Annotated in this window: 12 protein-coding genes and 2 pseudogenes; 10 read left to right on the top strand and 4 right to left on the bottom strand. The window is 56.5% G+C overall.

Annotated features, from left to right (window positions below; all coding sequences use genetic code 11):
- The first annotated feature begins 10 nt into the window (after window positions 1-10).
- Genes xrtV through A9995_RS15270 form a run of 4 tightly spaced genes read left to right on the top strand, consistent with a single transcriptional unit; the run spans window position 11 to window position 3,657 of the window.
- Window positions 11-913: an exosortase V gene (xrtV, locus tag A9995_RS15280; protein ID WP_082992798.1), complete on the top strand. Its 903-nt coding sequence runs from the start codon at window positions 11-13 to the stop codon at window positions 911-913.
- Window positions 906-1,601: an exosortase-associated protein EpsI, V-type gene (gene epsI / locus A9995_RS16265; RefSeq protein ID WP_082992797.1), complete on the top strand. Its 696-nt coding sequence runs from the start codon at window positions 906-908 to the stop codon at window positions 1,599-1,601. Before xrtV ends, epsI begins: the two co-directional genes overlap by 8 nt.
- Window positions 1,602-1,629: 28 nt before the next feature.
- Window positions 1,630-2,487, top strand: coding sequence for a SurA N-terminal domain-containing protein (locus A9995_RS15275; RefSeq protein WP_168157426.1), 858 nt, complete (start codon window positions 1,630-1,632; stop codon window positions 2,485-2,487).
- A gap of 15 nt (window positions 2,488-2,502) precedes the next feature.
- Entirely contained in the window at window positions 2,503-3,657 is a 1,155-nt protein-coding gene (locus A9995_RS15270) for a glycosyltransferase family 4 protein (protein ID WP_199797285.1), read from the top strand.
- Here A9995_RS15270 and A9995_RS15265 read toward each other — a convergent pair.
- Window positions 3,654-4,610 carry a UDP-glucuronic acid decarboxylase family protein gene (locus A9995_RS15265; protein ID WP_067614588.1) on the bottom strand — a complete coding sequence of 319 codons (957 nt, stop codon included), beginning with the start codon at window positions 4,608-4,610 and terminating at the stop codon, window positions 3,654-3,656. The two genes, A9995_RS15270 and A9995_RS15265, sit on opposite strands and share 4 nt — an antisense overlap.
- A gap of 113 nt (window positions 4,611-4,723) precedes the next feature.
- On the opposite strand from A9995_RS15265, the gene A9995_RS15260 reads away from it, so the two are divergent.
- Complete coding sequence (locus tag A9995_RS15260; RefSeq protein WP_082992796.1) at window positions 4,724-5,923, top strand: glycosyltransferase family 2 protein; 1,200 nt, start codon at window positions 4,724-4,726, stop codon at window positions 5,921-5,923.
- On the opposite strand, the gene A9995_RS15255 is transcribed toward A9995_RS15260, so the two are convergent.
- Together A9995_RS15255 and A9995_RS15250 are read right to left on the bottom strand one after the other, a co-directional pair.
- A complete protein-coding gene (locus A9995_RS15255) occupies window positions 5,868-6,668 on the bottom strand; it encodes a WecB/TagA/CpsF family glycosyltransferase (protein WP_067614584.1) in 801 nt (266 codons plus the stop codon). The genes A9995_RS15260 and A9995_RS15255 overlap by 56 nt on opposite strands.
- On the bottom strand, window positions 6,665-8,233 hold the full coding sequence (locus tag A9995_RS15250) for a lipopolysaccharide assembly protein LapB (protein ID WP_233998252.1): 1,569 nt from the start codon (window positions 8,231-8,233) through the stop codon (window positions 6,665-6,667). Before A9995_RS15250 ends, A9995_RS15255 begins: the two co-directional genes overlap by 4 nt.
- A 59-nt stretch (window positions 8,234-8,292) precedes the next feature.
- Between A9995_RS15250 and A9995_RS15245 the strand changes: the two genes are divergently transcribed.
- Genes A9995_RS15245 through A9995_RS15235 form a run of 4 tightly spaced genes read left to right on the top strand, consistent with a single transcriptional unit; the run spans window position 8,293 to window position 12,464 of the window.
- Window positions 8,293-8,934, top strand: coding sequence for a polysaccharide biosynthesis/export family protein (locus tag A9995_RS15245; RefSeq protein WP_067614579.1), 642 nt, complete (start codon window positions 8,293-8,295; stop codon window positions 8,932-8,934).
- Entirely contained in the window at window positions 8,931-10,235 is a 1,305-nt protein-coding gene (locus A9995_RS16845) for a hypothetical protein (RefSeq protein WP_145917005.1), read from the top strand. Before A9995_RS15245 ends, A9995_RS16845 begins: the two co-directional genes overlap by 4 nt.
- The gene (locus tag A9995_RS15240; RefSeq protein ID WP_067614577.1) at window positions 10,232-11,665 is read left to right on the top strand and encodes a Wzz/FepE/Etk N-terminal domain-containing protein; all 1,434 of its coding nucleotides are present in this window, start codon (window positions 10,232-10,234) and stop codon (window positions 11,663-11,665) included. Before A9995_RS16845 ends, A9995_RS15240 begins: the two co-directional genes overlap by 4 nt.
- A 22-nt stretch (window positions 11,666-11,687) precedes the next feature.
- Complete coding sequence (locus A9995_RS15235; RefSeq protein WP_145917004.1) at window positions 11,688-12,464, top strand: CpsD/CapB family tyrosine-protein kinase; 777 nt, start codon at window positions 11,688-11,690, stop codon at window positions 12,462-12,464.
- Window positions 12,465-12,498: 34 nt separating this feature from the next.
- Here A9995_RS15235 and A9995_RS16260 read toward each other — a convergent pair.
- Window positions 12,499-13,436: pseudogene (locus tag A9995_RS16260) on the bottom strand (IS630 family transposase).
- On the opposite strand from A9995_RS16260, the pseudogene A9995_RS16840 reads away from it, so the two are divergent.
- Window positions 13,425-13,637 (top strand): annotated as a pseudogene (locus tag A9995_RS16840) (integrase core domain-containing protein); the annotation flags it as partial. The pseudogenes A9995_RS16260 and A9995_RS16840 overlap by 12 nt on opposite strands.
- Between the last annotated feature and the right edge of the window lie 216 nt (window positions 13,638-13,853).

Genomic DNA, 13,853 nt, shown 5'->3' with positions numbered 1-13,853 from the left:
ACGATAAAAGATGGCCAGCGTAGCAACAGAGGCAAAAGGAGAGAACGGCTCTGGAAGGTTCGGAGGCCCGAATGCCCTCCTGGGATGGATTGCGCTCCTTGTCGGCGTGGTTCTTTTTTTGGTCCCGACCATGAGCTTCGTAATCAGGGAAACATGGAGTGGGGAGGAGGGAGCGCACGGCCCGATCGTACTTTTCACTGGTCTCTGGTTGCTGTGGAGGGAATGGCCGCAAGCTAAAGCAGAAACCCAAACACCTCCTGTCGTTCGGGTGGTTGCACTACTTGCCATCCTTCTGCCGTTGTTTGTTTTTGCCCGAATTACCCAGATCGTAGAGCTTGAAGGCTATCTCATGTATGGCGCTCTGCTGGTGGTGCTTTACAGCGTCATCGGCGGGGCAGCGATGCGCAAGTTGTGGTTCCCTCTCCTTTATCTGGCATTTATTTTTCCACCGCCTGAGTCGGTCGTCGCAGCCGTGACCACGCCACTGAAAATGGAGCTCTCGCGGGTCTCCATCGCTTTCTTAAGCGCATTCGGGTATCCGATCGGTGGAGAAGGGGTCCGAATATTTATCGGGCAGTACGAGCTCTTAGTTGCCGCTGCTTGCTCCGGATTGAATTCAATCGTCTCTCTCACGGCGATTTCGCTATTCTACATATATATCCGCCATCAAGCCGATCTACGTTACGCTGGCCTACTTGTTCTCTTCATCTTGCCTGTTGCTATCGCGGCGAATTTTTTTCGAGTCGTTACTCTGATCCTTCTCACCTACCATGCCGGTGAAGCAACGGCTCAGGGGTTCCTTCACGACTTTGCAGGCATCTTCATGTTTGCCATTGCCCTAGCTGTGATCTTCGCGTTGGATGAATTGATCAGGCCAATCTGGGAAAGAACAGGAAGACGGCGCAATGACTGAAAAAACATCCTTCGAAGTTCGTGGTTCACCGCTCATTTCTCGCCGACATGTCCTCATTGGTGGCGCGCTTGCCGCTGCCTCAGCCGTCGCGATCGCCCGGCAACCCTCGAAAGCCTATGCGGCCGTTCCAGCAAAGCGATTTGAGGAGTGGGTGCCAGAGAGGTTTGGGAATTGGAAAGCAGTTGGTTCGAGCGGCGTGATCCTGCCCCCACCCGACGCCTTGTCAGACCGCCTCTATGACAATCTCGTAACTCGGGTGTACGAGGGGCCTGGTGCGTCAGTAATGTTTCTCTTGGCCTACAACCATCTTCAAGATGGGGTGGTTCAGGTTCACAGGCCCGAAGTCTGCTATCCTGTGGGTGGCTTTGAATTGAGCCCGACGGTGGACGTCCCGCTCAACCTTCCGGGAAGGCAGATTCCTTCAAACTTTTTTACTGCTAAGGGCCCTGACCGGATCGAGCAGGTTTTGTATTTTACGCGTCTCGGTACAGCCTACCCTCGGAGCTGGGGCGAACAACGCTGGGTTGTCGCCAAAGCAAATCTGCAAGGACGTATTCCAGATGGCGCGATGATGCGCGTGTCGCTCCTTGGACGCGATCCAACCGCTGCCTTGGAAATCTTAAGGCGGTTTTCTACTGATTTCATCGCTGCTTCCCCGCAGGGCCTGCAGAAATTACTTTTGGTGTGAGGGTGTTGATATGAGAGCGTCGTTAAAATTGAGCCTGCTTGCTTGCCTTACTGTTCTGGCAGCATGCGATAAAGAGGCGACTGGCCAAGTGGCCGCTGTTGTCAACGGTGAGGAAATCACACTTCAGGAAATCAATACGGAGCTAGAGGCAATGTCTGTCCCAGAAGGTGCCGACAAGACAATGATCCAGAAGGCAGCCCTGCAGAGGATTATAGACCGTCGTCTTCTGGCCCAGGCTGCCCGCGAGGAGGGGCTCGACCAAACTCCGGAATTCGTGACGCGCAGTCGCCAGATGGAGGAAGGGCTGCTTGTGCAAATCCTCGGCAGGAACGCATCACGCTCCGCCGACGTGCCTGATCAGGCAGAGATTTCCGCATACATCGAAGAAAACCCGGCACTGTTTGCGGATCGTACGGTCTATACGATTGACCGTATTCAGTTCCCGATGCCAGCGGATCCGGAACAACTGAAAGCCTTTGAAGACGACGAGACGATGGAAGCAGTTGTTGCACAGCTTCGCGAACTCGGGATCGAATTCACGCGTGAACCTGGTCGGTTGGATAGTGCCCAAGTTGGACAGGAAGCTATGAATGCGATCGTAGCCCTGCCCCGCACTGAACCTTTCATTTTTCCGGAAGGAGGAATGGTGACTGCGGCTGTGATCACTGGGGAAGCCAGGCAGCCGACGTCCGGAGACCAAGCGCAGGCTGCAGCGGTACAAGTGCTGCAAAACCAGGGTCTAATGACCGTATTGCAGCGTCGCTTAAAGGCAGCCCGTGACCAAGCTGAGATTGAGTACCAAGACGATTTTAGGCCGCCGGCATCGCCTGGATCGGCTTCCGGTAATGCGGCAACGGCCGAGGGTCGTGCAAAAGCCCCGAGCTGAGCAAACGGCTGGCAAATGAACGAAAGCAGTCCATCGTCTGCAACGTTAGCTTCCCCTCAGCCATCGACGGGGGAGATAGCGGAAGCTCGTTCTGCGTTGAAGCTGCTTTTCGCGCTCCCTGGCTTTCATCGTTATGACCGCGGTGCCGAGGTAGCCCTCCTCGCCGTTGCAAGCGAACTGGCTCGTTCAGGAGATGTAGTAACCGTCGCTGGTTCGGGCGAGCCGAGGCCCGGTGCACCCTATCGGTTTTATCAAGTTCCCTCAGTGCGCCGAGAACGGTTTGAGCGCCTACCGAAGTTTCCGCCGTTTCGATCAGAGACCTCTTGGGAGGACGCTACATTTGCCACCAATCTCATGGTGCGCGAGCGACTTGCAGACTACGACGCCACGATCACCTGTTCCTTCCCGTTCACGCAGTGGTCGCTTCGAGCCAAGAGCCCCTCGCGAACCGCGCATTTATTCGTAACTCAGAACGGCGATTGGCCGGCTGTTACAAACGCTTCCGAGTATCGCTCGTTCGACTGCGACGGCTTGGTTTGCACTAACCCGGACTACCTTGCCCGAAATCAGGAGAAATGGAATTGCGCGCTCATACCCAATGGGGTTGATCTAAAGCGCTTCCAACCGGGCGCGTCTTGCCGGGAACGCTTTGGGTTACCTGCCAATAGGCCGGTCATCCTCATGGTCAGCGCTTTTATCGAGAGCAAACGGGTACTGGATGGCATCAAGGCAGTGTCCAAGCTCGACGATGCCTTCCTTGCAGTTGCTGGAGACGGCCCGCTAAGGGGTGAAGCCCGGCAACTCGCCGCCGAATTGTTGCCCGGCCGATACAATCAACTCACGCTTTCCGCAGACGAAATGCCGGACCTTTACCGCTGCGCCGACGCCTTCCTTCATCTTTCCTTGCTCGAGTCTTTCGGCAATGTGTTTCTCGAAGCCTGGGCCTGCGGCCTTCCGATCGTTGCACACGAGACTGAGCGCCTGCGCTGGATACTCGGCGCAGGACAATTCTTGTGCGACACTGAGCAGGAGCAGCAACTGGTGACGCAATTGCGATCAGCGCTGTTTGCGGGCAAAACCCCAGCACCAGCGGGCATCGAGCGGTTCGCTTGGCCTGCAATCGCAGAGCAATACCGTGAATTTATCGTAGGAATTCTCGCCCGGCGCTAATTGGATAGCCGGCGGAAAAACTCGATTGTGGGCACAAGGCCCTCGCGCAACGGAATCTTGGGCTCCCACCCGAGCTCGTTCTGTGCCAACTCAATGTTGGGGCGCCGCTGCGTGGGGTCGTCCGAAGGCAATGGCATCTCAATAAGCTTCGACTGCGAGCCCGTCATCTCAAGCACGAGCTCTGCTAGCTCGCGGATCGTAAACTCTACGGGATTCCCGATATTCACCGGGCCGGTTAGACCATCGTTGCTTTCCATCAACTTCATCAGGCCTCGAACGAGGTCATCGACATAGCAAAAGCTGCGAGTTTGGTTGCCCTCACCATAAATAGTGATGTCCTCTCCGCGCAAAGCTTGCATGATGAAGTTAGAGACGACCCGCCCATCCGATGGGTGCATTCTAGGTCCGTAAGTGTTGAAAATGCGGGCTACTTTGATTTCAAGATCGTGTTGCCTGTGGTAGTCAAAAAACAATGTCTCAGCACACCGCTTGCCTTCGTCATAGCAAGAACGCAATCCTATAGGATTGACGTTGCCCCAGTAGCTTTCCGTCTGCGGATGCTCGGCGGGATCACCATATACTTCGCTGGTTGAGGCCTGCAATATGCGCGCTCCAACGCGCTTTGCGAGCCCAAGCATGTTGATTGAGCCGATGACCGACACCTTCGTGGTTTGGACCGGATCGTGCTGATAATGAATGGGGGAAGCCGGACACGCCAGATTATAGATGAGATCGACCTCGACGAAGAGGGGGAAACATATGTCGTGGCGCATGAATTCGAAGCGTGGGTGGCCCAAGAGGTGCGCAATGTTCGCTTTGGCGCCGGTGAACAGGTTGTCCACGCACAACACCTCATCTCCCTGTTCGATCAGTTTATCGATCAAGTGGGAACCGACAAAGCCCGCACCACCGGTAACGAGCACTCTCCTTTGCGAAAAATACGTCCGTGACATAGCTGCTCCCTTTTATCACAGGCCGAGTACCTCATTGCTGCGCAGAGGCAAGGCAATCGTTCCGGAGGGGCCGAAAAAGGACAAATCCGAGGCTGAGCTTGCAATGATTGAGCATGCCTGAGCATAGCCATCTGATGTTTGAGATCTTGGCGTGGCTAATTGCTGTTCCGCCCACCGTCGCTCTGGCGGCCTACTCGCTTGAGGTGTTAGTCGGCTTGCGCCCTTTGCGGGAAACGCCGCGAGAAACGCTGCCCCGCAGCGCAATAATCCTCATACCAGCACACGACGAAGCAGTGACGATAGGCGAGACGGTCAGCTCTTTGCTGTCCATTGCCGGACCCGAGGTCCGGTTGTTGGTCGTCGCCGATAACTGCACAGACGCGACGGCCGAGATCGCACGCGATGCCGGTGCTACGGTGATTGAGCGGACGGATGCGGCCAGGCGGGGAAAAGGCTTCGCGCTCGCTTATGGCCGAGACCACCTAATTTTCGACCCGCCGGACGTTGTGATGGTCCTCGACGCTGACTGCCGGACGGACCGACTGAGCATCGAACGTCTGATCTCTAGCGCGTTTTCGATGGGGGTGCCGGTACAGGCCAGCAATCTTCTAAACGCACCGCCAAGCGCCCCGCCTATCGTCCAGATTTCGAATTTCGCGATGCTCATCAAGAACTCCGTCCGAGCTCGAGGTCTCTACCGGATAGGAGGTGGGATACCGTTATTCGGTACAGGCATGGCTTTCCCCTGGGTCATTTTCGAAAGCGCCCCGTTAGCATCAGCGGACGTCGTCGAGGATCTGCGCCTTTCGATAGAGCTCGCCCGTCAGGGTATAGCCGTGCAACTGGTTGAGAGTGCCCAAGTTACAAGTTCCTCAGCCGCAGCCGGAGACACGGTAGCCCAGCGCCGCCGGTGGGAGCATGGCTTCCTCCGTATCGCTTCCAAATACGCCTTGCCCCAACTGCTGACAGGAATGACTCGTTTATCGCCGCACCAAACAGCGCTTGGTATGCACCTATGTGTGCCGCCGCTTGCCTTGCTTTTATTGGTCGGGACAGCCGCTTCTTTCGTTACTTTGACAATCGGCCTGTGGAGCGGGTGCTGGGCTGCGTCCTGGACGATCTTATTGGCCTTGGCACTTGCTCTTAGCGCCACCCTTCTCGCTTGGTGGAAAGAAGGGCGGTCCGTGCTTTCCCCTGCCACGCTGGCGCGGGTACCTCTCTACGTCTTTCAGAAGATCCCTATCTATCTTGGGCTCTTCACGTCCCGCCAGTCGAACTGGAATCGGACTCCCCGCGATGGGGACCGGCGCTGAGTTGATAGCGAAGCCAAATCCAAAATATCGCAGGTCCTTCGACTAAATACCGCCGCCACAGTCGGCTCGGCTCGCTAACGAGACGGAACAGCCATTCCAAGGCGAATTTTTGCATCCATTGCGGAGCGCGCCTTTTGGCACCTGTGACAAACTCCAGAGATGCACCGATGCAAAGTGCAACGCCTTTTGCTTTCTGCCGCAACTTGAGCCGGCGGCAAAGCAACTCGCTCTGCGGCGCTCCGATCGCGAAGAAAACAATATCGGCGCCCGTCATTTCGACGAAATCGATGATATCCTGCTGGGCTTGGCAGTTCGACTTTACTCCCATTGGAGGGAGGTGGTGATGCCAGGTGCAGCTTGGAAAGCGGTTCGCCAAGCTCGTCCAGATTTCGTCACCGCCTCCGACCACTGCAATAGTTTTCCTGTGCAGTGCAGACCGGCCAAGCAAGTGTACCGTCAGGTCACTGCCGGGGACCACTAGTAGATCGGTCCCTGAGATTTTAGCGAGGGCATGCAGTATGCGGCTATCGCATAGGCACAGATCGGCAGCGTCATAGCTGAGCCAGAGTTCTTCAACTGCGTTGTGACGGTGAAGCTGGACGAGGTGGTCGACATTGGGTGTGACTACATAAAAGAAGTCCGCTGAACCTGCCTGCCGCAGGACCAGCCCGATGACCTCCTCTTCCGTTAAATTGTCGAAGAGCAGCCCGAGAAATTTTACCTTTTCGTCCCGTTGTGAGCTCACCGGCGAGCCAGCCTTCCAAAAAGTCCAGTTTGGGGAAGCTCTCCCGTCCTCGTATCAATGCCGTAACGGGTGCGCGCTTCAGCCAATCCGCGCTGCGCATCGTTTTCGCATCCTCCATTCAATCGAGTGCAGAGCGACCGGTAATATGCCCACCCTCGAAGGAGGGCGGGAGAACTGCGGGTAAAGCTTCTCACAATGGCCAATGCTTCGCGTTGGCGCCCTTCCCTTGCGAGCCAATCCGCATATGCCTTGGCAGTTGAGAAGCTTTGCGGATTGGCCTTGATTGCGTCGCGATAAACGCGCTGCACGCCGATTGGCTCGTCCCGCGCTTGGTAAGCGGCGGCTGTCGCTAGCCACGCTTCGCTCCGGTTCGGGCATTCAGCCGCTGCGCGCTGAGCGCTGCGCGTCGCGCTAGGCACATCGCGGTTCGCCAGCGAAGCTTCTGAAAGCGCGAGCAAAGCATCGCACTGTGTCTCGTCTCTGCTGAGGACCTCCTTTGCAGTCTTTAGTGCCTGTGACGGCTGGTTTCTCAAAAGCGCAAGCCTTGCTTCAAGGGGTTGGGCTTCACTGGCCGGAAGCTGCCGAATTACCAAATCAGACGCCCCCGCGCGCTCATTCTCAAGGAAATACCTCGCAAGTTCGACCAGCGTGGTTTGGCTAGCGCTGGCGGCGAGGTCTGGCACAGCGCCCTCGGGAATTGCAGCCGAGTAATCCCTCAAAAGATCAATTGCTTGGGATGCAGACATCTGCCGAAGGTCCTCGCGTGTTAAGAGGTCAGTTAAAAGCTTTGTCCCTGCCTGAATTTCGCCCAGCTTGAAGCGCAAGTTCGCCTCATCGATCCTGAGGTCTGCGTCATCCGGGCGGAGCTGCCTCAGCCGATTGAATTGAGCCTGCATTCCTTGAGGGCTACCCGTTTCGCGAGATAGCTCAAGCTTGGTGCGGGCGACGCCTTCGCTGTCGGCTGTACCGCCCTGCACTGCCTCAATCACCTCTAACGCTTCTGCTGCATCGCCCATCATGAAGAGCGCGCGGCTCTTGAGGATGGACGCCTCCTCGCTCCCAGGGCGCAATGCGATGACGCGATCGGCGTCTTCAATAGCGTCACCGTATCGATTTCTCGCGAAAGCATGAATGCCGCGGACCAGCAACGCGCTTTCTTGGCTAGGTTGGAGAACCAAGATTCGTTCAGTTGCGTCGAGCGACTCGCGCAAGTCGCCGGTGCGTAACCCAAGCTGCGAAACGGCTTGCAAGGCCTCCATGTTTTTACTGTCCAAGGCGAGGGCATTCGAATACGCGGCAAACGCGGTCCCATAAGCCTCCGAGGCAGCTTCGATGCGGCCATGCAGCAGGTGGAGTTCGGGAAGGTCATCCCGTTCTGCGATCGCGTCACCAATGCTCTGCCGAGCCAGCCAGAGCTCCCCAGCCTGCAAGTGCAGATCGGCTTGGGCTGCATGTTGCGTTGCCTGTTCAGTGCGGTCAGCACAGGCAGCCGTGATTAAGAGGCCGAGACACAGCAGCAACAGTTTGTTCCAGAAAAGGACGACAGAGGAAACAGGTTGGCTCAAATGCATAACCTCCATTATAGCGGGGTTGGATCTGCGGTCGACCGCAATTGGAGGATTACATGAAGGATCTCTACCAGCAACTTGCCCCTCTCTCGCTCTGTGCGCTACTCTTTGCTTCACCGGCAGTCGCGCAGGATGCGCAGAACGTACCTTCGCAGAGCGCGCCGACCCAATTTCAACCGACTGCTAGCATCTCTACCTACAAGATAAAGTCTGGGGATCAGATTGAGGTGTACGTGTGGGGGGAAGAGCGGCTCCAGCGTAGTATGAGCGTTTTACCAGACGGCAGTATCGCTTTCCCGCTAGTGGGCCAAGTTGCTGCGGCGGGTCGTCTGCCGCAGGAACTCGAGACAGTAATTCGGAATGCCTTGAGTTCTCAGTACCGCGGCGAGGTTCCGCAAGTGACCGTCTCAGTCCTAACGCCGGCTCCCATTCAGTTTACGGTGCTTGGGCGGGTAGGATCGCCAGGTACGTTTGAAACAGCACGAGACATCAATGTTCTCGAGGCGCTAAGCTTGGCCGGGGGTGGCACCGAATTCGCTAACCTCGACAGGATCACAATTCTGCGTAAGTCGGCCGATGGCCTGAGGGTTCTCGGGGCAAACATAAAGCCTCTTATGCGGGGCAGAGTGGACGCGGCTGATCTCGAAAGCTCAAACATCGTCCAGATTGAAGCGGGCGATATGATTATCGTATCATGAGCAGGGGCGCTCATAAGAAAACGAAGTGGCTGCTTTGGAGCGGATTGGCGACGGTGTTAGTTTCACCGATTTCGTCGCAAGCTTATGCGCAGGTGCGCGGCACCGTTGACATTTCAGCTCAAGGGGTTGTGGGCTCAAGCCCCTTCCTTGATGACGGTGAAGAAAATGGCGCCGTGTCCGCAAGGCTGCAGATTAGCCCATCAGTGTTTTATGAGGGGGACGAGACGACCAGCGGGGCCTTGCGGGGTAACGTTGGTATAGATCTCTATGATGGCGAAAATGGCACGCCTATAAATCTGGGCCTTAGCGGCGGCATCCAACAACTGATCAGCAGTAGAACGACATTGAGCCTGAACGCTTCAGTCCGCTCCACTCGATCGACCGTTCGCGATTTCCTTCTGAATCCGACGATTCCGCGGGAAACTTCAGCAAATTTTAACCCCGCAGCGGAGGACACGGGCTCCGTAATTTCCCCACAATTTGGCCCCGGCGAACTGCTTGACCTGGATCCCGACCTTACGGAGACCGGAGGCCGAGGCCGCACCAACAGCTATCAGCTAGGCGGCGCTGTGAGCCATGCACTCAGCTCCCTAGACTCACTTTCGCTGGGCGCGTCTGTGAGATTCAATAACTCCGATGACCCAGCGGCCTCTAATTATCGTTCCAACAGCATAACAGGCTCTTATGGTCGGAAGCTATCCAACAGAACTGGATTGAACGCTGGTGTCAGCGTTGTCTGGGCAGACTACGAGGGAAACAGCGGACCTAGGCGAGGAAATGGAACAACGATCGCTCCAACAGTCGGCATCTCGCATCGGTTTAGCGAGACTCTGAACGCCAACCTTAATGTGGGAATTTCTATTACAGACGTCGAAGGACCCAACGGTGAATCCGAAAACAATGTCGGTTTCGCCGGAAGCTTCAGCGTGTGTCAGCTGCAATACAACGGGAACCTTTGCGGTACTGCATCCCGTGGAGCTCAAGCCACCGCTTTTGGAGGCATCACTTCGGTTACCTCGGCAGCGGTCAGCTACTCCCGAAGTCTTAGTTTGCGAGATAGTGTGAATGTCACAGCTCGTTATAGTCATAGAGGCGCTAGTCTTTTGCCCGCTCAGGTTGGCTTCGACGGTTCACGAAGTGTGTTTGCTGCTTCAGCTGGCTACGATCGTAAAATAGCCGAGCAGCTTTTTGCTTTCGTTAGCCCCAGTTACGCGAAAACGTTCGGTGATGTGCGTTCTGAAAACAGGGAAAACTATCAGATTAGCTTTGGTCTACGTTATAGGTTTGGAAGTACTCTATGAATGAATTTTCAACAACGGAGTACGGGGAAGAGCCGGTCTCTGGAAATATACTCGAGCAGCTTCCGGCAATCTTGTGGCATCGCCGCTGGTGGATTGCAGCGCCGACTCTGCTAGGCGTCATCGCTGCTGTCGCCGCATTTTTCGCAATTCCCCCCGTATACCAGTCCAGCGCCATAATGCTCGTTGAGTCGCCACAACTGCCAACATCGGTTGTCGGGACGCCAGACGGCGAAGTGGTAGAGCGGAGAATTGCGCGTTTCCGCGAGCAGGTCACGAGCCGGCCTGCCCTTCTCTCGATGATCGAACAACATGGTCTCTACACAGACCCAAGACGCTCCCAGCCCCTTTCCGAAATCGTCCAGCGGATGCGCGATGCGATAACGATCGCTCCTGCAATGGGTGGGAGCCGCACAGAAGGTACCATCGCCTTTCGGATTTCGTTCGAATATCCGGAGCCTGCCGCTGCACAAGTGGTCGCTCAGGATTTGATGGATGACATTCTGGAGCTCGACTACAGCGGAACTCTGGAGCAGGCGACTGGTACTGTTCAGTTCCTGACGGACCAAGCGGTCGGGCTGGAGCAACAGATTGCAGAACTGCAGGGGCAAATTTCCTCTATTAATTCGCAGTACGGAGGCATCTTGGGGGCTGGAGGCATGATGCTCAGCGGCGATCCGACCAGCTACGATATGCAGATCGCTGCGCTACAACGGGAAAACTCAAGCTTAATTACCCAGAAAAACATAGCGCTTGGCTCTGATGAACGCTCTGCAGTGGTGCAGCAGGCCGAGTCTGCTTTGGCTGCCGCTCGCGCAGTTTACGCCGAAAGCCACCCTGACGTCATATTCGCCAGGCAGCGGCTAGCGGAAGCAAGAGAATTGGCGAAACAGAACGTTAATCGGATCCCATTGGAGGGGGTCGACCAACAGATCGCGAATAACAACTCGCAGATTGCAACTCTCCGTGCCGCGAAGGAGCGAGCGCAAGCGCAAATCGCTGCTGGACGGGCCAATCAAGCGAGGCAGCCCCTGGTCCAACAACAGGTTTCCGAACTGGAGCAAGAGCTCTCCGTGTTGAACAGTCAATATAGCTCGGTGCAGGACCAATTATTAGCTGCGCAGACAGGGGTTCGAGCCGAGGATGAGCAATTGGGCGAGCGGCTCGTCGTCGTCGATCCTCCTGTCGTACCGGATTCGCCCGTGCGTCCTGACAGGCTACTGATTGCCGCTTTGGGACTGGGAGGCGGCCTGGCGCTTGGCTTCTTGTTCGCGATGGCAGTCGAACTTTTCCTACGACCCATTCGTGACCCGAAAACGTTACAGGGGCTAACTGGGGCCGCACCGCTGGCTGTCGTTCCTATTATAAAGAGGCGCCCGCGCGCGCGCTCCAAGAAGAATTCATGGTCATTTCGACGCCGTGCGTCGAGCTGACCTGGGGACAAGGAAAATGAGAATGCAAGATGCCGATACTGCCTTTATCGGCAGTGACCAACTGGATATCAGGAGGCTTCAGGTTGTGCAGCCCCGCAAGGGAGCGGTTGAAGCTAACAAAATTGTAGGGTTCAACAGTCGCGATAAACGATCGCGTCCCTTCAACCTGATGCGCACCCAGCTTGCAAAACAGTTTATCGAAGAGAAGGTTCGCTTGGTTGGCATAACATCGGCCACCCCGGCGGCCGGGAAGTCCTTTTTATCGGCCAACCTCGCAGCATCGCTGTCGAGAATACTACAAGTTTCGACATTCTTGGTAGACTTAGACCTTCGGCGCGGTTGCGTAGCGAAAGAACTCGGAATCGACTTCCAATCGGGCATCAGCGATTATTTGCTTGGTGATCAGCAAAACCTCCGAGAGGTCGGATTGAGCATCGAGGGCACCAGTTTGGCTGTATTTCCCACTCGCGCAGTTTCCATGGACTCTGCTCAAGCGATTGCCGGCGGGACGTATGACTCATTGGTTAGGACTATGCGAGATGAAACTGCAGGAGCAGTCATTATTTTCGATTTACCGCCAGTCTTCGCTAATGACGATGCAGTACTCAGTACCCGCTTGCTCGACGGCTACATCATGGTGGTAGACAGCGGGAAAACCACACGCCGCCAACTCACCGACGCCATGGAAATGTTAGCTCCTGTACCATGCCTTGGCACCGTGCTGAACAGGTATGCAGGGGGTATTCTTGATAGTTATGGTTATGGCTCCGCCAACTATGATCGATACTATTCAGAGTAGGTACTAAGCTTCGGAACTCCAAACTCGTTTTCCCTTAGTTTAAGGCGTATCCGGAGTTTCGGAAGTAGTTGGAGCATTCTTGTGGCGGGAGGGCGTCGAGGAGGGGGCCGATGCGCTGCCAGGTTGCATCGACGGATCGCTCCTCGGTCTTGCGCAGCAGGAGCTTGAGCTTGGCGAAGGCCTGTTCGATCGGGTTCAGGTCTGCGAGTAGGGCGGCAAAAACAGCAACTTGGCCCCGGCGCAGCGGATCGCCTGACGGACGGCTGCGCCCTTTTGGCTGCCCAGGTTGTCCATGATCACGATGTCGCCGGGCGCCAGCGTTGGCACGAGGAACTGCTCGACCAAGCGGTGAAGCTGAGGCCGTTGATCGGTCCGTCGAGGACGCATGGCGCGTCGATCCGGTCATGTCTGAGCGCGGCCAGGAAGGTCAGTGTTCGCCAATGCCCGAACGGTGCGCGGGCGACGAGCTTCTGCCCCCGCGGTGCCCATCCCCGGATCGGTGTCATGGTGGTCTTGGCCCGGGTCTCGTCGATGAAGACGAGGCGCCTGGGATCAAGCCGTCCCTGGTATTTCTTCCACTGCTCGCGCCGGCGCGCGATCTTTGGCCGCAGCTGCTCGACCGCGAACAGCGTTTTTTTTGAAGCGCAGCCCTTCCGGGCGCACCAGCCGCCACACCGATACCGTGCTGGTCGTGATGCCCTGTTCGGCCAGCTCTGCGACCAGCGCCTTGAGAGTGATGTCCGGCAAGGCTTTCACCCGGTCGATCACCAGTGCCCGGTGCGGTTCGAGCAGCCGCTTGCGGTGACCGCCCATACGCCGCGATGCCGCCGTACCCGTCGATCGCTGGCGTCGTGACCACCTCACAACGCTTGCAACGCTCACCCCGAACAATGACGCCACCTCACGGCAACTGCGACCCGATGCCACCGCCGTCGCTGTCCGCTCACGCAAATCGTTCGCAGCCTCGCGCATGCTCGCGTCGAGATCGCGGCCTGGGTGGAGGATTACAACCGGGAGAGACCGCACTCATCCCTCGGCTCTCTAACCCCGGCGGCGTTCGTCGCCGAACTGGATAAGCAGTGGCCTGTGATTTGCCCGAGAGGCAATCCTGATCAGGAGATTCCCTCTCCCACCATTAACCTGAACTTAGGCAGTTTAATCGATCTTAAGTGAGAACTCATGGGAAAAACTAAATGCACAAGGTCGGATTGTCGAAATGTCTCATCACTGCAGCCCTGCTCTGCAGCCTCGGGGGTTGCAAAGTACAAAACTCTGCCAAACCAGTAGTAAAAAATGAGCCGGCGGTGATTGTGGCCCCTTCACCCTCCCCTTCACCGTCTCCCACGCCTTCGCCATCTCCCTCACCCTCTCCTCAAACCACGCTAATGA

The sequence above is a fragment of the Erythrobacter sp. QSSC1-22B genome, assembly GCF_001678665.1.
GTDB lineage: Bacteria > Pseudomonadota > Alphaproteobacteria > Sphingomonadales > Sphingomonadaceae > Qipengyuania.
Note: the sequence above shows the minus strand (reverse complement) of the source record. Positions and strands in the feature narration are given on the sequence as shown.

What these genes read in the sequence shown, in the direction of transcription:
- A9995_RS16845 (WP_145917005.1), top strand. Translation starts at nt 8,931, where the DNA reads ATGAGCAGGGGCGCTCATAAGAAAACGAAGTGGCTGCTTTGGAGCGGA.
- A9995_RS15265 (WP_067614588.1), bottom strand. Translation starts at nt 4,610, where the DNA reads ATGTCACGGACGTATTTTTCGCAAAGGAGAGTGCTCGTTACCGGTGGT.
- A9995_RS15260 (WP_082992796.1), top strand. Translation starts at nt 4,724, where the DNA reads ATGCCTGAGCATAGCCATCTGATGTTTGAGATCTTGGCGTGGCTAATT.
- xrtV (WP_082992798.1), top strand. Translation starts at nt 11, where the DNA reads ATGGCCAGCGTAGCAACAGAGGCAAAAGGAGAGAACGGCTCTGGAAGG.
- A9995_RS15270 (WP_199797285.1), top strand. Translation starts at nt 2,503, where the DNA reads ATGAACGAAAGCAGTCCATCGTCTGCAACGTTAGCTTCCCCTCAGCCA.
- epsI (WP_082992797.1), top strand. Translation starts at nt 906, where the DNA reads ATGACTGAAAAAACATCCTTCGAAGTTCGTGGTTCACCGCTCATTTCT.
- A9995_RS15245 (WP_067614579.1), top strand. Translation starts at nt 8,293, where the DNA reads ATGAAGGATCTCTACCAGCAACTTGCCCCTCTCTCGCTCTGTGCGCTA.
- A9995_RS15240 (WP_067614577.1), top strand. Translation starts at nt 10,232, where the DNA reads ATGAATGAATTTTCAACAACGGAGTACGGGGAAGAGCCGGTCTCTGGA.
- A9995_RS15235 (WP_145917004.1), top strand. Translation starts at nt 11,688, where the DNA reads ATGCAAGATGCCGATACTGCCTTTATCGGCAGTGACCAACTGGATATC.